The organism is Nocardia cyriacigeorgica (assembly GCF_010858045.1).
GTDB classification, from domain to species: domain Bacteria; phylum Actinomycetota; class Actinomycetes; order Mycobacteriales; family Mycobacteriaceae; genus Nocardia; species Nocardia cyriacigeorgica_E.
The window spans coordinates 194,106-212,213 of the sequence record NZ_JAAGVC010000001.1; the positions used below are offsets into that span (position 1 = coordinate 194,106).

At 69.1% G+C, this 18,108-nt stretch carries 19 protein-coding genes; 11 read left to right on the forward strand and 8 right to left on the reverse strand.

The window, feature by feature from the left end:
• The first annotated feature begins 40 nt into the window (after positions 1–40).
• Entirely contained in the window at positions 41–1,120 is a 1,080-nt protein-coding gene (locus tag GV790_RS00885) for a sugar phosphate nucleotidyltransferase (RefSeq protein ID WP_138449425.1), read from the forward strand.
• Position 1,121: 1 nt separating this feature from the next.
• Here the strand turns inward: GV790_RS00885 and GV790_RS00890 are convergent, their stop codons facing one another.
• The gene (locus tag GV790_RS00890) at positions 1,122–1,406 is read right to left on the reverse strand and encodes a DUF4287 domain-containing protein (protein WP_163809419.1); all 285 of its coding nucleotides are present in this window, start codon (positions 1,404–1,406) and stop codon (positions 1,122–1,124) included.
• Here GV790_RS00890 and GV790_RS00895 point away from each other — a divergent pair.
• Positions 1,405–2,865 carry a phytoene desaturase family protein gene (locus GV790_RS00895; RefSeq protein WP_163809420.1) on the forward strand — a complete coding sequence of 487 codons (1,461 nt, stop codon included), beginning with the start codon at positions 1,405–1,407 and terminating at the stop codon, positions 2,863–2,865. The two genes, GV790_RS00890 and GV790_RS00895, sit on opposite strands and share 2 nt — an antisense overlap.
• 103 nt (positions 2,866–2,968) lie before the next feature.
• Complete coding sequence (locus GV790_RS00900; protein WP_163809422.1) at positions 2,969–4,042, forward strand: HtaA domain-containing protein; 1,074 nt, start codon at positions 2,969–2,971, stop codon at positions 4,040–4,042.
• A gap of 62 nt (positions 4,043–4,104) precedes the next feature.
• Here GV790_RS00900 and GV790_RS00905 read toward each other — a convergent pair whose 3' ends face one another.
• The 7 genes from GV790_RS00905 to GV790_RS30480 form a co-directional block, all read right to left on the reverse strand.
• Complete coding sequence (locus GV790_RS00905) at positions 4,105–5,025, reverse strand: cation diffusion facilitator family transporter (RefSeq protein WP_163809423.1); 921 nt, start codon at positions 5,023–5,025, stop codon at positions 4,105–4,107.
• Positions 5,026–5,198: 173 nt separating this feature from the next.
• The gene (gene manA, locus GV790_RS00910; protein WP_163809425.1) at positions 5,199–6,419 is read right to left on the reverse strand and encodes a mannose-6-phosphate isomerase, class I; all 1,221 of its coding nucleotides are present in this window, start codon (positions 6,417–6,419) and stop codon (positions 5,199–5,201) included.
• Positions 6,419–7,642 carry a tobH protein gene (locus tag GV790_RS00915; protein ID WP_163809427.1) on the reverse strand — a complete coding sequence of 408 codons (1,224 nt, stop codon included), beginning with the start codon at positions 7,640–7,642 and terminating at the stop codon, positions 6,419–6,421. Before GV790_RS00915 ends, manA begins: the two co-directional genes overlap by 1 nt.
• Positions 7,643–7,982: 340 nt before the next feature.
• Positions 7,983–9,359, reverse strand: coding sequence for a phosphomannomutase/phosphoglucomutase (locus tag GV790_RS00920; RefSeq protein WP_163809429.1), 1,377 nt, complete (start codon positions 9,357–9,359; stop codon positions 7,983–7,985).
• A gap of 68 nt (positions 9,360–9,427) precedes the next feature.
• Positions 9,428–9,808, reverse strand: coding sequence for a DUF3499 domain-containing protein (locus tag GV790_RS00925; protein ID WP_036539183.1), 381 nt, complete (start codon positions 9,806–9,808; stop codon positions 9,428–9,430).
• A 140-nt stretch (positions 9,809–9,948) separates the two neighbouring features.
• Positions 9,949–10,428 (reverse strand): metallopeptidase family protein, encoded by a 480-nt coding sequence (locus GV790_RS00930; RefSeq protein WP_165448897.1) that lies wholly within the window; start codon positions 10,426–10,428, stop codon positions 9,949–9,951.
• Between the two features lie 92 nt (positions 10,429–10,520).
• A complete protein-coding gene (locus GV790_RS30480) occupies positions 10,521–10,754 on the reverse strand; it encodes a WhiB family transcriptional regulator (RefSeq protein WP_029901515.1) in 234 nt (77 codons plus the stop codon).
• A 512-nt stretch (positions 10,755–11,266) separates the two neighbouring features.
• Here GV790_RS30480 and cofD point away from each other — a divergent pair.
• The 8 genes from cofD (at position 11,267) to GV790_RS00975 (ending at position 18,074) form a co-directional block, all read left to right on the forward strand.
• Entirely contained in the window at positions 11,267–12,265 is a 999-nt protein-coding gene (gene cofD / locus GV790_RS00940; protein ID WP_175585760.1) for a 2-phospho-L-lactate transferase, read from the forward strand.
• Positions 12,262–13,608 (forward strand): coenzyme F420-0:L-glutamate ligase, encoded by a 1,347-nt coding sequence (locus tag GV790_RS00945; protein WP_163809431.1) that lies wholly within the window; start codon positions 12,262–12,264, stop codon positions 13,606–13,608. The genes cofD and GV790_RS00945 overlap by 4 nt, the downstream gene beginning before the upstream one ends.
• The gene (locus GV790_RS00950) at positions 13,605–14,123 is read left to right on the forward strand and encodes an NUDIX hydrolase (RefSeq protein WP_163809433.1); all 519 of its coding nucleotides are present in this window, start codon (positions 13,605–13,607) and stop codon (positions 14,121–14,123) included. The genes GV790_RS00945 and GV790_RS00950 overlap by 4 nt, the downstream gene beginning before the upstream one ends.
• A gap of 201 nt (positions 14,124–14,324) precedes the next feature.
• Entirely contained in the window at positions 14,325–15,569 is a 1,245-nt protein-coding gene (locus tag GV790_RS00955; protein ID WP_163809435.1) for an alkane 1-monooxygenase, read from the forward strand.
• A complete protein-coding gene (locus GV790_RS00960) occupies positions 15,566–15,748 on the forward strand; it encodes a rubredoxin (protein ID WP_138449403.1) in 183 nt (60 codons plus the stop codon). Before GV790_RS00955 ends, GV790_RS00960 begins: the two co-directional genes overlap by 4 nt.
• 24 nt (positions 15,749–15,772) lie before the next feature.
• Complete coding sequence (locus tag GV790_RS00965; RefSeq protein WP_104359917.1) at positions 15,773–15,955, forward strand: rubredoxin; 183 nt, start codon at positions 15,773–15,775, stop codon at positions 15,953–15,955.
• Between the two features lie 41 nt (positions 15,956–15,996).
• On the forward strand, positions 15,997–16,617 hold the full coding sequence (locus GV790_RS00970; protein ID WP_163809438.1) for a TetR/AcrR family transcriptional regulator: 621 nt from the start codon (positions 15,997–15,999) through the stop codon (positions 16,615–16,617).
• A 296-nt stretch (positions 16,618–16,913) separates the two neighbouring features.
• Positions 16,914–18,074, forward strand: a complete 1,161-nt coding sequence (locus tag GV790_RS00975) for an alkane 1-monooxygenase (protein ID WP_175585761.1) — start codon at positions 16,914–16,916, stop codon at positions 18,072–18,074.
• The last annotated feature ends 34 nt before the right edge of the window (positions 18,075–18,108 follow it).

Here is an 18,108-nt window from a genome sequence, read left to right on the forward strand (position 1 = left end):
CACCGCTCGCGGACGATCCACTGTGAACAGAGGACCCTCGATGTCAGGACATTCAGGCACCGACGCCGTGATTCTGGTCGGCGGTCAGGGGACGCGGCTGCGTCCGCTGACCCTGTCGGCGCCCAAGCCGATGCTGCCCACCGCCGGTCTGCCGTTCCTGACCCACCTGCTGGCCCGGATCGCCGAAGCGGGCATCACCCACGTCGTGCTGGGCACCTCGTTCAAGGCCGAGGTGTTCGAGGAACACTTCGGTGACGGCGCCGACCTCGGCCTCGAGATCGAGTACGTCACCGAGACCGAACCGCTGGGCACCGGCGGCGGCATCCGCAACGTGCTGCCCAAACTGCGCGCGGACAACGTCATGGTGTTCAACGGTGACGTGCTCGGCGGCACCGATCTCGGCGCCATCCTCGACACCCATGAGTCCACCAAGGCCGACGTCACGCTGCATCTGGTGCGGGTGAGCGATCCGCGGGCCTTCGGCTGCGTGCCGACCGACGAGAACGGCCGGGTCACCGCGTTCCTGGAGAAGACCCAGGACCCGCCGACCGATCAGATCAATGCCGGTTGCTACGTGTTCCGGCGCGAGTACATCGAGAAGATCCCGTCCGGGCGTCCGGTGTCGGTGGAGCGCGAGGTGTTCCCTGCGCTGCTCACCGAGGGTGCCAGGGTGCAGGGCCACGTCGACACCTCGTACTGGCGGGACATGGGCACCCCGGAAGATTTCGTGCGCGGCTCGGCGGATCTGGTGCGCGGAATCGCGCCCTCGCCCGCGCTGCCCGGTCAGCGTGGTGAGTCGCTGGTGCACCAGGGTGCCGGGGTGGCGCCGGGTGCGCTGCTGATCGGTGGCACCGTGGTGGGCCGCGGCGCCGAGGTCGGTGCCGGCGCCCGCCTCGACGGTGCGGTGCTGTTCGACGGTGCCCGGGTGGAGGCCGGGGCGACGGTGGAGCGTTCGATCATCGGCTTCGGCGCCCGGATCGGCCCGCGGGCGCTGGTCCGTGACGCCGTCATCGGTGACGGCGCCAGTGTCGGCGCCCGCTGTGAGCTGTTGCGCGGCGCGCGGGTCTGGCCCGGGGTCGAGATCCCCGACGGCGGTATCCGCTTCTCCACCGACGTCTGACTCAGGACGCCCACTTCTCCGGGTGCAGGAAATGCTGGGTGATGGCGTTGGCATGGCCGTGCCCGAAGCCGTGCTCGGTCTTCAGCCAGTCGACCAGTTCCTTGTGCGAGGCACGGCCCGATTCGGCCATCGCGGTCTTCCACTCGTCGATGCCGCGGCCGTAGGTGGCCTGTTGCCGGTCACACCGCGCCCGGATCGAAAAACGCCGGCCCGCTGTCTGTGGTCCGTGCTCGTATCGGGATGGGAACCGGCGCGCGTCCGGCGATCCACGGCACAATCGGGGCATGGCTGATGTCGTGGTGGTGGGGTCGGGACCGAACGGGCTGGCGGCGGCGGTGGTGCTGGCGCGGGCCGGGCTGTCGGTCGAGGTGTACGAGGCGCAGGACACCGCGGGCGGGGGTTGCCGGACCGCCGAGGTGACGCTGCCCGGCTTCCACCACGACACCTGCGCCGGCGCGCATCCGATGGCTCTGGCCTCACCGTTCTTCCGGGCTTTCGATCTCGCCGAGCACGGTGTGGAGCTGCTGACGCCGGAGGCGTCCTATGCCCATCCCCTCGACGGCGGCCGGGCAGGCGTCGCCTGGCGCGATCTCGAGCGCACCGCCGACGGGCTGGGCGCGGACGGCCGGGCCTGGCGTTCGCTGTTCGAGCCGCTGGTGCGGGACTGGCCGCGGGTGGTGGATCTGGCCATGTCGGATATGCGGCATGTGCCCGCGCTGTCGCCGACCGCCGTGCGGTTCGGGCTGCGCATGCTCGAACAGGGCTCGCCGCTGTGGAATGTCCGGTTCCGCGAGCAGGAGGCCCCGGCGTTGCTGTCGGGAGTGGCCACCCATGCCATTACCGAACCGCGCGCGCTGCCCGCCGTCGGGGCGGGGCTGCTGCTCGGCACGCTGGCCCACGCCGGCGGCTGGGTGATCCCGCGCGGCGGCAGTCAGGCCATCGTCGACGCGCTGATCAGCGAGCTCGAGCGGCTGGGGGGACGGGTGATCACCGGACATCGCGTCGATTCACTGGCGGAGTTCGACAGCGCCCGCGCGATCGTCCTCGATACCGCGCCCACCGAACTGCTGCGCTTGGGCGGCGAGCGGCTGCCGGACCGCTACCGTCGCAAACTCGGCCGATTCCGCTACGGCGGCGCGGCATGCAAGATCGATTTCGCGCTGTCGGGGCCGGTGCCCTGGCAGGCCGAGGGCTGCGCGTCGGCGGGAACGCTGCATCTGATCGGCACCCGAGACGAGGCCATGGCGGCCGAACGGGCCGTCGCCGCCGGACGGCACGCCGAGCGGCCCTACGTGCTGTCCATCCAGCCCGGTGTGGTCGATCCCGGCCGGGCGCCGGAGGGCAAACACACCTTCTACACCTACGCGCATGTTCCGAACGGCTCCGACCGCGACATCAGCGACGCCGTGATCGCGCAGATCGAACGGTTCGCTCCCGGCTTCCGCGATCTGATCCTCGCAACCAATGTGCGCACCGCCGCACAGATGCCCGCCCACAACGCCAACTACGTCGGCGGCGACATCTCCGCCGGCGCGATGAACCTGCGCCAGACGGCCTTCCGCCCACTGGCGCGCTGGAACCCGTACGCCACCCCGCTGCCCGGTGTGTACCTGTGCTCGTCATCGACCCCGCCCGGGCCGGGTGTGCACGGCATGTCCGGCCTGCACGCCGCCCAGCACGTGTTGCGTTCGCGCTTCGGTGTGCGCAGTGATCCGCTGGACCTGCTGCGGGCAGGCAGGGCCTGACATCGGTATCCGACGAGAACGGCCGTGGTCATGGCGGAGGTCACGTCGTGTAGGGCCGAACGCCCCTACGACGAGCGATCCCGCACGACATAGATTCGCAGGTGTGAGAACAACACTGCTGGCAGTCGTCGCCGTCGCCGCGGTCACGGGCACCGGGGCTGTCGTCGGCGTCGCGCCCACCGCCACTGCCCAGCCCGCGCCCGCGATCGAATTGTTCACCGCCGACGGCCGGACCCCGCTGGCCGATACCCCCGTCCACGTCGGCGACACCATCGTGGTCAAGGGCCGCGGCTTCGACCCCGAGGCCAACACCTCCGGTCTGCCGGTACCGGTCCCGCCCGGTGTACCGCATGGCACCTTCGTCACCTTCGGCGCGTTCGCCCCGCAGTGGCGGCCGTCCGAAGGCGCCCCGACCAGCGCCCGCGCCGCGCAACGGTCGGCCGTGCAGTGGGTGCTGTCGAGATCCGCGCTGGATCGGGTGCCGAGCGCACCGTTCGATTTCCAGCGCACCATCCGCCACCAGTGGGTCGAACTCGAACCGGACGGCGAGTTCACCGCCGCCCTGCAGGTGCGGCTGCCCGAACAGATCCCGGCCGGCGCGCGCTTCGGCGTCTACACCTACGGCGCGGCCGAGGCGATCAACCCGGCCCAGGAGCTGGCCGCACCGGTGGTGTTCGATCCGGCGCCCGGCCCGAACGCGCCCGCACCGCCCCCGCAGGACCTGCGCTGGGCGCTCGCCCCGAATTTCGAATCCACCGTCACCGACACCCTCCAGGGCACCCTGGCCGGGTCCGGCGGCGCCGGCGTCCACGACGACGGCAGCCTCGGATTCACCTTCGACTCCGCCGAGCTCGACGCGGCCGGTTACGGCACGCTGCGCTACCGCGGCACCGTCGTCGCCGCGACCCGCTTCCACCTCGGCGAGATCGCCATCGCGAACCCGTGGATCGAATTCACCCCCGAGGGCACCTGGCTCACCGCCGAGACCTCGACCTCCGACACCGTCGGCGCGGATTCACTGGCCCGCACCCGGCTGGCCCGCCTGGAGACCGGCCCGGCACCGGGCGCCACGCAGTGGACCGCGGTGCCCGCTCGTTTCGAGCCGACGCTGCGGCCCGCCTCGCTACTGCCGTATGCGAACACCCAGGCCGCGCCGGTCAGCTTCCACATCGGCTGAGCGCGACCGACAGCGCCCCCGCACCGCGGGTGCGGGGCGGGGGCGCTCGGGTCCGGGGATGGTCAGGCCGGCTGCGTCCGGTACAGGTCGGGCTCCAGATAGATCACCCGCGCGGCAGGCACGGCGGCCCGCACACGCGCCTCCGCGTCGTCGATCGCGGACGCGATGGCGGCGATGTCCAGACCGGGCGTGATGGCGACCTTCGCGGCCACCAGCAGCTCCTCCGGGCCCATGTACTGGGTCTTGCAGTGGATGATGCGGTCGATGCGCTCCCCGTCGACGAGGTTGGCGCGGATGGCCCGGTCTTCCTCGGGCGTGGCGCCCTCACCGATGAGCAGGCTCTGCATCTCGATGATCAGCACGATCGCGATCACCCCGAGCAGGCCACCGATGGCCAGGGTGCCGATGCCGTCGAAGATCGCGTTGTCGGTGATCATGGTCAGGCCGACACCGGCGAGGGCGAAGATCAGGCCGATCAGCGCGCCGGTGTCCTCCAGCAGCACCACCGGCAGCTCCGGGCTGCGCGAATTGCGGATGAACCGCCACCAGCTCGCCCGGCCCTTGAGCGGGCGCGATTCGCGCACGGCGGTGGTGAAACTGTAGGTCTCCAGGCCGATCGCGATCACCAGGATGACGACCGCGACCAGCGGCGAACTCAGCTCCTCCGGATGCTGGATCTTGTGGATCCCCTCGTAGATCGCATACACCGAGCCAAGGGTGAACAGCACCAGCGCGACGACGAACGAATAGAAGTAGCGGTTGCGGCCGTAGCCGAACTGATGCAGCTCGTCGGCCTCTTTCTCGGCCCGACGCTGACCGAGCAGCAGCAGACCCTGGTTGGAAGTATCGGCAACCGAGTGCACGCCCTCGGCGAGCATGGACGCCGATCCGGTGATCGCCGCACCGACGAACTTGGCCACAGCGATACCCGCGTTCGCCAGCAACGCGGCGACAATCGCCTTCTTCCCACCACTAGCCGACATCCGGCCGCCCTCCTGTTCGATGTGCCGCACCGTCGCCGTGGTGCGCAGTCGGAGTCCGATCGGTCCTTGCCGGACCGGACCGGGCCGCGAAACAGACTATGCGAGTCGCGCGCTGCGCGCTGTCCCGGATCCGGATAGCGGCCCCCGGCGCCGGCGTTTCGATACGCAGCCGGTCAGGACGCCCCGCCGACGCAGGCGCAGAACACCTGGGCCGGGCCGTCCACGGCTTGCGCGCGGACGTCGCTGTCGGCGGCCGAGATCCAGGCCGCGGCACCGCGTTCGAGCACCAGTTCGGATCCGCCCTGCAACAGGCGCACCGAACCCTCGGTGCACAGCACGATGCCGGGGCCGGCCTCGGTGAGCGGCACCAGCGCTGCACCTGCGGTCAGATCGAAACGCCGCAGCGCGAATTCCGGCGCGGGCGTGCGGTAGCGCACCGATCCGTCGCCCGCCGGTTCGGGCAGCACGATCGGCAGGTCGATCGGCTCGAAGTCCAAGACCGCCAGCAACTCCGGGACATCGACATGCTTGGGGGTGAGGCCGCCGCGCAGCACGTTGTCGGAGTTGGCCATGATCTCGACGCCGAGCCCGCGCAGGTAGGCGTGCAGGTTGCCGGCGTCGAGGAACAGGGCCTGACCGGGCTCCAGGGTCAACCGGTTGAGCAGCAGCGCGGCCAGCACCCCGGCATCGCCCGGGTAGTTTTCGGCCAGTTCCAGTGCGGTCCTGGCCTCGGCGGCGAATTTGCGTTTGCGGCTGGACAGATAGCGCACGCAGCCGTCGAGTACCTGCGGCAGCAGCGTGGCGAGGACGTTCTGCGGCAGCGTGATCCAGGTGGTGAACAGGGTGCGCAGTCCGGCCGAATCCGGTTGGGCGGCGAGCAGATCCGCGTACGACTCCAGGGCCGCGACATCGAGGGCACGCAGCAATTCCACCGTACGCTTCGGTTCCCGGAATCCGGCCAGCGCCTCGAATCGGTCCAGCGCCACCACCAGTTCCGGCTTGTGGTTCTCGTCGCGGTAATTGCGCATCGGCGAATCCAGCGGCACCCCGGCCTGGTTCTCCCGGTGGAATCCGGCGGCGGCCTGCGCGGAACTGGGATGGGCCTGCAGCGACAACGGCTCCTCGGCGGCGAGGATCTTGAGCAGGAACGGCAGCCGACCACCGAATTCCGGTGCCGCCGGGCCGAGTTCCCGATCCGGATCGGCCGAGACCAGTTCCAGCAGCGACGTCGTCGAGCCGTTGCCGATCCGCACCTGAGCCGGATCGGCGGGATGGGCGCCGAACCACAATTCGGCTTCCGGATGGGCCGAGGGGACCGGACGGCCGCACAGCTTGGCGAGCGAGGTGCGCGAGCCCCATGCGTAAGAGCGCAGCGCACCGACGAGTTCGTGCACTAGTAGCGTCCCCCGTCGAACTGGTCCGAGCCGAACTGTTCGGGGGCCGCACCGGTGGTGACCTCGCGGGCACCGATCAGGCGCAGGTAGGCGGCGGTCATCTCGAGTCGAAGAGCGAGGACGGCGAGGCGTTCCAGATCGCCGCCGCGCGCGCGTGTCTCGCCCTCGGTTTCCTCCGGCTTCGGGGCCGAGGGATCGGTGAGGTCGCTGCGCAGCAGCTCGAGGTCGGCGGCGACCAGGTCGGCGTCCACCAGGCCGGATCCGGCGCCGGAGAAGATGGCGAGTTTGCGGCGCGCGGCCACCTCGTCGGGGTCGGTGCTGAGCACCAGCACCCGCATCCGCTCGACCGGAGCCGGACCGTCGAGCTGCTCGTCGTGGAACAGCGGGTCGTAGTCGGGGGCGGTTTCGCCCGTCGCTGCGATCATGCGCGGATGCGCGGCGACGGCGCCCGCGAGGTCGACCGCGGTGGCGATGCGCCCCGCCGACTGCAACAGCACCTCGGCGGCGTGGCCCGCGAGTTCGGTGGCGGCGGGAGAATCGCCCGCGAGCACCAGCGCACGCTGCTGCATCCGGGTGGCCAGGGTCTTGGCCGGATTGCGGAAGGCCTCGTGCTGGGGACCGTCGCGCAGCGCTTCGGCGTCCACCAGATCGGCCAGATCGCCCAGCGCGGGCAGCGACGGCGCACTGCGGGCGGGGTCGATCGCCCGCAGGACGGCGATACCGATCGCCAGATAACGCAGCAGCCGGTTGTGATCCAGGACCGGCAGCCGCGGCGAGAGCAGGGCCGAGCGGCCCGCCGCGACCGCCCGCAGCGGGCCCTCGTGCGGTGCGGCGACGATGACTTCCGCGCCGCGCCGCTGGGCCCGGTCGACGGCGTCGACGAGCCGCGGATCGCCCGCGTCGTCGCCGGCGACCACCACGACGTCGAGCGGACCGACCCACGGCGGCACCGCGACCACGGGCACGATCGGCAGGCCTGCTCGATCCCCGAGCGCGGTGATCAGCAGCCGCGCCGCGCGGGTGGCCCGGCCGGGTCCACAGACGAAGACAAGGCTGCGTGGGCGCAGACCGTCCAGCCGCTCCAGGATGCCCTCGTCGACGGCGGCCGCGGTAGCGCGGATCTGGGCGCCACCGGATGCGGCCGAGCGTAGGGCGCCGCCGCTGTCGGCAGCCTCGAGCGACTCCGCGTCGTCGAGGTCGAGCACCGGTGTTCCAGCGATCATCGGGCGTCCCACCTCCCCTCATCGCGCTGTGTTCGCCGTCGGCCCGCACCCTTCGATGTGCTGTCCACCGGGACCGTGCCACTCCGGATGGGGCCGGGCGAATCCAAGGTCTGTGCTTCCACTATTCCAGTCGGGAACCGACTATGCCCGGGATCCAGGGTTGGGAAGATCGCTCTGTCCCGGTGCTCGAATCCCGAGCGTGTGATTCCTTTCCTCAGTAATTCCACTATCCCAGTCAGGACCTGACGGTGCTCAGGATCTCGCGTTGGGCGGAGCCGTCTGCTTCCTCGGGCGAATCTCGTGCATGTCATTCCTTTTCTGAGTAGTTCCACTATCCCAGTCAGGACCTGACGGTGCTCAGGATCTCGGTCACGAGTGCGTCTACTTCCTCCGGCGATCTGGCTTCGACGTTCAGACGTAGCAGCGGTTCGGTATTGGAGGCGCGCAGGTTGAACCACGCGTGGTCGGGTAGGTACACGGTGACGCCGTCGAGGCGGTCCACCGACACCACCCGGTCGGCGAAGGCGTCCAGCACCGCGCCGGTGCGTTCGGCGGCGTCGTCGACGGTGGAGTTGATCTCGCCGGAGGCCGCGTAGCTGTTGTAGGAGGCCATCAGCTCCGAAACCGGGCGGTCCTTCTCGCCGAGCGCGGCCAGCACGTGCAGCGCGGCCAGCATGCCGGAGTCGGCGCCCCAGAAATCCCGGAAGTAGTAGTGCGCGGAGTGCTCGCCGCCGAACACCGCGCCGGTGGCCGCCATCTGCTGCTTGATGAAGGAATGGCCCACCCGGGTACGCACCGGGGTGCCGCCCAGTTCGGTGACGAGTTCGGGCACCGCGCGCGAGGTGATCAGGTTGTGGATGATCACCGCGCCCGGCTCCTTGCCGAGTTCGCGTTCGGCGACCAGCGCGGTGATCGCCGACGGCGAGACCGGATCACCGTTCTCGTCGACGACGAAACAGCGGTCGGCGTCGCCGTCGAAGGCCAGGCCGATATCGGCGCCGCTGGTGCGGACCAGCTGCTGGAGGTCGATCAGGTTCTTCGGGTCGAGCGGGTTGGCCTCGTGGTTGGGGAAGCTGCCGTCGAGTTCGAAGTACAGCGGCACGATCTTCACCTGCGGCAGGGCGCCGAGTACCGCGGGGACGGTGTGACCACCCATCCCGTTGCCCGCGTCCACGGCGATCGTCAACGAGCGGATGCCGGACAGGTCGACCAGTTCACGCAGGAAGCCCGCGTAGTCGTCGAGCAGGTCGGTCTCGGTGGCGGTGCCGCGCGGGCCGTCGTAGCCGGGCACGCCCGCGGTCACCTCGGCGGCGATGGTGGCCAGGCCGGTGTCCTGACCGACCGGCAGCGCCTTCGCGCGGCACAGCTTGATGCCGTTGTACTGGGCGGGGTTGTGGCTGGCGGTGAACATCGCGCCGGGGCAATCCAGCTTGCCGGAGGCGAAGTAGAGCTGATCGGTGGAGGCCAGGCCGATGTGCACCACATCGAGGCCCTGCCCGAGCACGCCCTCGGCGAAGGCGGCCGCCAGTTTGGGGGAGGAGTCGCGCATATCGTGTCCGATGACGATGCGCCGCGCGTTCTCGGCGCGCATCAGCCGCGCGAACGAAGCGCCTACGTCGGAGACGAATTCGGCGTCGATCTGGTCACCGACCACACCGCGTACGTCGTAGGCCTTGATCACCGCGTTCACGAAATCGGCAGAGCGGGCGACTGTCATAGCGAACACCCTAGTGCCCGGTCGGTGTGGCGCTCACATGGTCCCGGCGATTGCCCGCGGGCACGGCCTCAGCTGGGCGGATCGGGCAGCACACGCAGATGTCCACGGCGCCCCGTGCGGGTGGTGCGCGGCGGTGGAGGCGTGTAATCGCGGTAGCCGCGCTGGTCGGGTTCGGGCGGGCGACGGCGTAGTCCGGCTTCGCGGACCGCCTCGGCCAGTGCCGTCAGATCGTCGTCGTCGGGTGTGCTGGAGGAGAATCCGCCTTCGTGCCGGACCATGTCCCAGCCCTTGGGTGCGGTGATGCGCGAGGCGTGGGTCTCGCAGAGGTCCCAGGAGTGGGGTTCGGCTACCGTCGCGAGCGGACCGACCACCGCGGTGGAGTCCGAGTAGACATAGGTGAGCGTCGCGACGGCCGGATTCTTGCAACCTGGTCGGCAGCAACGACGCATGGGAATCACGCCAGTGAGAGTAACCCCCTTGACGGCCGGGAGTGGGCAGACACGCTCAGTGAATCCCGTCCTATCGGCGCGTCGTGCATCACTCGGCCGGGGTCAGCGGGGGATTTCCGGGCCGATGCCCCCGGCCGGGATCAGTTCGGTTCGGGGTCGATGACGTCCGGATCGACGCCGAGATAGGTGGCGATCTGCTGGACCAGAACCTCGCGCAGCAGATCCACGAGATCGTCCGGATCGCCTGCCCGCAGTTCGAGCGGTTTGCGGAACAGCACCACGCGAGCGCGGATCGGAGTGCCGTGCCGGTCGACGCCGGCCGGGATGAGCCGCGACAGCGGTACCGGACCGTCGGCCACGACCTCGTCCGGCCAGGTGACCGAATCAGGGTGCAGCGGACGGATTTTCGGCACGTCATCGACGGCGATATCGAGTTTCGTGAGCCGGTCGTGCCACCGCGAATCCAGCGGAGCGAACGCCTCGAGCACCAGGCGGTCGAACTTCTGCCCGCGGGTGCGCCAGGCGGGGACCGTCGGCGGCAGCATCGGCCCGCGTACCCCGCGGCCGCGGCGGGTCACCGACCGGGCTGTCGGGGGACGACGATTGCGCGAACGTGCCATACCGCAAACGTTAGTCAGGTGCGGTTGCCCACCTCGGCCCGCCCCGGCCGCAGGCGCCGAGGCGGGCCGGCCGGGACCTGTCCGGTCCTTGCTCAGCCGATGCCGCGCTTGAGCCTGCGGCGCTCGCGTTCGGACAACCCGCCCCAGATGCCGAACCGTTCATCGTGTGCGAGTGCGTATTCCAGGCACTCGTCCCGTACCTCGCAGCCCATGCAGATCCGTTTCGCCTCACGGGTCGAGCCGCCCTTCTCGGGGAAGAACGCCTCCGGATCGGTCTGCGCGCACAGGGCACGTTCCTGCCACTGTTCTTCGATCGACTCGAACATCTCGTCGAAACCCGGCACGACCAAGCTGAGTCGGGGCGCCGAGTCTCGCTCACCCCCCTCGTGGTCCTTCCACCCGGCCTCTGCGCAGACGCTACGTGCTGCGCCTGCCGTGGAATCGGTTTGCGATACGCCGCCCGGCATGCCCGAAGGGGCCAGCTCATTGGCCATCGCTCCGCCTCCTCACTGTGTGTTAGCGCAGAATGCTTCTTTCCGCCGGACCAACACGCCTACCGACGGCACTACTCCGCGACGTTGTCTCGCGGACATCCCCGAGCATGCCGTCCCGTTCGAACATTCGTTCGAAAAACCGTTCGCGCCTTGAACTCTCGCGCGATCCCGGAATGACATGACTGTGATTAGACACGCCGGACGCAGCGATGGTCAAGCCGCTGTCGCTATTCCGTTACTATCCGGCAGCGCTTTCGAAGACGATCTTGAACCATCACATAGCAAATGACCAGCAAATATAGGTCCGAGCGCGGCCGATCGAGGGGCGCTTAGGCTATGTGGATGTGACTTCAGAACAAGCGGACATCGCACCCGTCAATGGGCCCCGCATCGCCGTCCTGGTCGGCGGAGTGGGTGGTGCGCGGTTCCTTCAGGGTGTTCGGGAACTTCTCCCCGAAGCCGACGTTTCGGCGATCGTCAATGTCGGCGACGACGTGTGGATGCACGGGCTCCGAATTTGTCCCGACCTCGATACCTGCATGTATACCCTCGGTGGCGGCATCGATACCGAACGCGGCTGGGGCCGGGTGGGCGAAACCTGGCACGCCAAGGAAGAGCTGGCGAAATACCACGCGCAGCCGGACTGGTTCGGTCTGGGTGACCGCGATATCGCCACCCACTTGGTTCGCACGGAAATGCTGAACGCCGGTTACCCGCTATCTGCGGTGACCGAAGCGCTGTGCAATCGATGGCAACCCGGTGTGAAACTGATCCCGGCAACCGATGATCGATGTGAAACCCACGTCGTTGTCAGTGACCCGGACAACCCTGGCGAACGCCGCGCGATCCATTTTCAAGAGTGGTGGGTTCGATACCGCGCGGGTATCGAAACTCATGGATTCGCCACAATCGGCGCGGATCAAGCCAAACCGGCGCCAAATGTGATCGATGTCATAGGATCTGCCGATGTGGTCTTGCTCGCACCCTCGAACCCGGTGGTGAGTATCGGAGCCATTCTCGCGGTGCCCGGCATCCGCGGCGCACTGCGCACCACCGACGCGAAGGTCATCGGCATCTCGCCGGTGATCGACGGAAAACCGTTGCGCGGCATGGCCGATGAGTGCCTGTCGGTGATCGGGGTGGAAACCTCGGCCGAGGCGGTCGGCCGGCATTACGGCGCGCGCTCGGCGACCGGCATCCTGGACGGCTGGCTGGTGCACACCACCGACACCGCCGAGGTGCCGGGCGTCGAGGTCCGCAGCGTGCCCCTGCTGATGACCGACCCGCCGACGACCGCCGAAATGGTCCGTGCCGCACTGGATCTCGCCGGGGTCAAGCCGTGACCGGGCCCGCCGACCACGCCGCGGGCGAGCTGCGGCTGCTGCCGATCACCGGGCTGCCGGAATTCCGCCCGGGCGACGATCTCGCCGAACACATCGCCGCGCGCGCACCCTGGCTGGCCGACGGCGACGTGCTCGTGGTCACCAGCAAGATCGTCGCCAAGGTCGAGGGCCGCATCGTCGCCGCACCGTTGGACCCGGAGGAACGCGACACCGCGCGGCGGGCGCTGGTCGATCAGGAGGCCGTGCGGGTGCTGGCCCGCAAGGGGCGCACCCTCATCACCGAGAACCGGCTCGGCATCGTGCAGGCCGCCTCCGGCGTCGACGGATCGAATGTGGAGCAGGGCGAATTGGTGCTGCTGCCAGTCGATCCCGATGCCAGCGCGAAGGCGTTGCGCTCGGCGCTGGCCGAGCGGCTCGGGGTGGAGGTCGCGGTCGTGGTCACCGACACCATGGGCCGGGCCTGGCGCAACGGCCAGATCGATGCGGCGATCGGGGCCTCCGGGCTGCGCGTGCTGCACGATTACGCGGGCGCCGTCGACGGGCAGGGCAACGAACTGCACGTCACCCAGGTGGCCATCGCCGATGAGCTGGCCGCGGCCGCCGATCTGGTGAAGGGCAAGCTCGGCGGTGTCCCGGTGGCGGTGGTGCGCGGTCTGACCCTCACCGACGATGCGTCCAGCGCAGCCGATCTCGTGCGCCGCGGCACCGACGACCTGTTCTGGCTCGGCACCGCCGAGGCGATCGAGCTCGGCCGCTCGCAGGCGGTGTTGCTGCGGCAGTCGGTGCGCGAGTTCGCGGCCGATCCGGTCGATCCGGAACGGGTGCGCGCGGCGGTGTCGGTGGCGTTGACCGCTCCCGCCCCGCATCACACCCGCCCGGTGCGCTTCGTCTGGCTGCGCGATCGCGCGCTACGGGAGCGTCTGCTGACGGCGATGGCCGACAAGTGGCGCGCCGATCTCACCGCCGACGGCCTGCCCGCCGATCGGGTGGAACGCCGGATCGCGCGCGGCCGCATCCTTTTCGACGCGCCCGAGGTGATCATCCCGTGCTGCGTGCCCGACGGCGCGCACGACTATCCGGACGACCGGCGCCGGGCCGCCGAGCAGACGATGTTCACCGTCGCGGTGGGCGCGGCCGTGCAGGGGCTGCTGGTGGCGCTGGCGACCGAGGGGCTCGGCAGCTGCTGGATCGGTTCGACCATCTTCGCGCCGGAGACCACGCGCGAGGTGCTCGGCCTGGCCGGCGACTGGAACCCGCTGGGCGCCATCGCGATCGGCCACCCGCTCGACGAGCTCGCCCCGCGCCCGCCGCGCGCGCCCGGTGACGCGCTGGTCGAGCTGTGAGCGCGGAGTCGCTGCACGCCTCGGCGACCGAGCTGCTCGAGGCGTGGTCGCCCGCCGTGGGGCCGGACGCTTCGCTGCGCGAGGCGATGCTCGCGTTTCTCGGCTCCGCACCGCGCGGATGTCTGCGTGAGCACGCCGCCGGGCACATCACCGCTTCGGCGGTGGTGTTCTCCGCCGACGGCGACGAGGTCTTGCTGACGCTGCATCCGCGGGTCGGCCGGTGGATTCAGCTCGGCGGGCATTGCGAGGAGAACGACCGCACGGTGGCCGATGCCGCGCTGCGTGAGGCCACCGAGGAATCGGGCATCGCCGGGCTGCGCTTGGAGCCCGGCCTCTACGGCGCCCAGGCGCATCCGATCACCTGCTCACTCGGGGTGCCGACCCGGCATCTCGATCTGCTGTTCCGGATCACCGCGCCGGCGGGGGCGGTGCCGGTGCGCAGCGCCGAGTCGACGGATCTGCGGTGGTGGCCGGTCGGCGCGTTGCCGGACGATGCCGATGTGCTGATTCGCTGACCACCATCGGCCGTCACAGGGCGCCCGCACAGCCTGTGCGGGCGCCCTGGTCATGTCCAGGAGATCACGGCCCGGTCACCAGGTCACAGACGCTTTACAAATTGATCGGTTTGTATAGACCGAGGACAAAGCAAGGGCTATCGTCAACTTCACGTGGTAGTGCACATCACATGTGATGTGTGTCGCATGGAGGAGACGACGATGTCTACTGATGCCGAAACCGCAGGTCTGGCGGCCGAGACGCCGGCCTGGCGGGACCGGAAGCGGTATATGTGGCTGTGGGGTCTGTTCGCGCCCACCGGACTGTTCACCATCGGGCTTCCGCTCGTCTGGGCGCTGAACGAACTGGGCTGGACCCGCCTGGCGCATGTGCCGTTCTGGCTGGGCCCGATCCTGGTGTATCTGGTCATCCCGCTGGCCGACATCTTCTTCGGCCCGGACGGCTCCAACCCGCCCGACGAGGTGATGGAGTGGCTGGAAAACGACAAGTACTACCGCTACCTGACCTACCTGTACCTGCCGTTCCAGTACGCCTCGCTGATCATGGCCTGCTACCTGATCACCGCCGACGACCTGAGCTGGCTCGGCATCGACGGCGGCCTGCTGGTGGTGGACAAGATCGGCCTGGCCATCACGGTCGGCATCATCGGCGGTATCGGTATCAACACCGCCCACGAACTCGGCCACAAGAAGGTCGATCTGGAGCGCTGGCTCTCGCGCATCGCGTTGGCCCAGTCCTGCTACGGCCACTTCTATATCGAGCACAACCGCGGCCATCACGTGCGCGTCGCGACCCCGGAGGATCCGGCGAGTTCCCGGGTCGGCGAGACGTTCTGGGCCTTCTGGCCGCGCACCGTCGCCGGCGGTCTGCGCTCGTCGTGGCGGCTGGAGAAGACCCGCTTGGAGCGGCTCGGCAAGAAGCCGTGGACCTTGCAGAACGAGGTGCTCAGTGCCTGGCTGATGTCGGTGCTGCTGTTCGCGGTGCTGATCGCGGTGTTCGGTATCGAGGTGCTGCCGTATCTGCTGTTGCAGGCGTTGATCGGATTCAGCCTGCTGGAGGCGGTCAACTACCTGGAGCACTACGGGCTGGTGCGCCAGCGCACGGCCAGTGGACGCTACGAGCGGCCGGCGCCGGTGCACAGCTGGAACAGCGACCACCTGGTGACCAACATTTTCCTGTATCACCTGCAGCGCCACAGCGACCACCACGCCTACCCCACCCGCCGCTATCAGACGCTGCGCAGCTGGGATGGTGCGCCGAATCTGCCCAGCGGGTACGCGAGCATGATCCTGCTCGCGTACTTCCCGCCGATCTGGCGCCGGGTGATGGACAAGCGGGTCCTCGCGCACTACGGCGGCGATATCACCAGGGCCAATATCCACCCGGCCAAGCGGGACAAGGTGCTGGCCCGCTACGGCGCGGCCGGGCAGGAGGCCACGCCGTGAGCGCGTATCGGTGCCCGGTGTGCGACTACGTCTACGACGAGGCCACCGGCGAGCCGCATGAGGGCTTCCCTGCGGGCACGCCCTGGTCTGCGGTGCCCGACGACTGGTGCTGTCCGGACTGCGGGGTGCGGGAAAAGATCGATTTCGAGCCGGTCGGCAGCGATCAGGCGAGCCGGTAGACCGGCGCGGGAGGAGAGGACGACATGACCGAGTACAAGCTGTACCAGTGCATCCAGTGCGGGTTCGAATACGACGAGGCCAAGGGCTGGCCGGAGGACGGCATCGCGCCCGGCACCCGCTGGGACGACATCCCCGACGACTGGACCTGCCCGGACTGCGGCGCCGCCAAGGCCGACTTCTTCATGGTCGAGATCGAGCGCTCGTGAGATTTTTGACTGCGACAGATGCCCGTGCCAATGTCGCAGGCATGCCGCGCAACGGGTCCAGACTTCCCTACCAGGAGGCCGCACGGGAGCTGCTGCGCAGCTCGGTCCTGGACGCCATGCGCGAACTGCTCACCGAGCGCGACTGGTCCAAGATCACCCTCGGGGATGTGGCCACTCGCGCCGGTGTCAGCAGGCAGACGCTGTACAACGAATTCGGCTCGCGCGCGGGCCTCGCCCAGGCCTATGCGCTGCGATTGGCCGACGATCTGGTCGACCACGTCGGGGCCGCCATCGACGACAACGTCGGCGACGCGCGCGCGGCGTTCCGGCAGGGATTGTCCGGCTTCTTCGTCGAGGCCGCCGCCGACCCGCTGGTGCGTTCGCTGGTCGCGGGCGAGGTCAAGCTCGATCTGCTGCGGCTGATCACCCTCGATGCCGAGCCGCTGGTCGAGCACGCCACCGAGCGGCTGTCGGTCGCGTTCCGGCACAGCTGGGTCGAAGCCACCGCCGCGGAGGCCGATGTGCTGGCCCAGGCGCTCGTGCGGATCGCCCTGAGCTACATCCCCACCCCGCCCGCTCCTGGGCGCGACGCGCCCGAGGAGTTGAGCGCGCTGCTCGGTCCGTATGTCGAGGCGATTCTGGCCGCGCGCGGGGTGCAGTAGCTGCGGTGCTGCCGAGCCGCGGCCGAGGGGGCTCGACACCGCGGTGGGCGCGGCTGTCGTAAACCGACCAGTTACGCCATGGTGGCCTTTTAATGCGGCGACGACCCGCTGCGTGCAAGCAGCACGCCCGTGCCACAGGTATGCCGTGATGTCGCTCACATGCTTGACGAGACAACGCGCTCTTATCAGCGCTGTAACGGTCACCACGTTTCCCAGCCAACGGAAGGTGTAACAGACCACACGTCTGCGACTATGGATCTCCGTCGGTGTCAGGGTTCATTTTTAGCGGGGCAAGCGTGCAAACGGTTGGCAAACCGAGGGGATCGGCCGATCCCAAACGCCACTTGTGGTCTCTCGGTCTCATCGCGCCTGCGTGCGCGTTGCTGCCTTCTCAACTGGTGTTGCATACCGGGTTGACCATCTTCTGGTGGATCGGCCCGATCATCGTGCTGATCGTGATTCCGGTGCTGGATCAACTCGTCGGCGAGGACGGCAGCAACCCGCGCGACGAGGACTACGAGCTGCTGTCCAACGACCGCTACTACCGGTGGTGCACCTACCTGTTCCTGCCCATCCAGCTGATCGGCCTGGTCGTGGCCGGCTATCTGTGGTCCGGCGACGAACTGAGCATCGTCGACAAACTCGGGTTGGCCTCCACCCTCGGCCTGGTCTCCGGCATCGGGATCAATGCCGCCCATGAACTCGGCCACCGCGTCGAACGCCTGGAACGCTGGCTGGCCAAGATCGCGCTGGCCCAGTCCGGCTACGGGCATTTCTTCGTCGAGCACAACCGTGGCCACCACATGCGGGTGGCCACGCCGGAGGATCCGGCCAGCGCCAGGCTCGGTGAATCGCTGTGGGAATTCCTGCCGCGCAGCGTGTCCGGCGGATTCCGCTCGGCGATCCGGCTCGAGCGCGCCCGGCTGGCCCGCCGCGATCTCGGCTGGTGGAGCGTGCACAACCACATCCTGCAGGCCTGGTCGATGACGGTGGTCCTGTTCGGCGGCCTGATGGTGGCCTTCGGCGTGCGAATCCTGCCCTACCTGCTGCTGCAGGCCGTCATCGGCGTGATGCTGCTGGAGACGGTCAACTACGTCGAGCACTACGGGCTGCTGCGTGAGCGCAGGCCCAGCGGCCGCTACCGGCGCTGCTCGCCGCGCGACAGCTGGAACAGCGACCGGCTCGTCACCAATATCTTCCTGTTCCACCTCCAGCGGCACAGCGACCACCACGCCAACCCCGGCCGCCGCTATCAGACCCTGCGCAGTTCGCAACAGGCGCCGCAACTGCCCGCCGGCTACGCCACCATGATCCTGCTCGCGGCCATCCCGCCGCTGTGGCGGCGGGTGATGGATCCGCGCGTGCTCGCGCACTACGACGGGGACATCACCCGCGCCAATATCGCTCCGCGCAGGCGGGTTCGGATGCTGGCCAGGCACGGGGCGGCCACGGCCTGAGTCCGGTGACTCGGTTGCCGAGCACCGGTGCGGT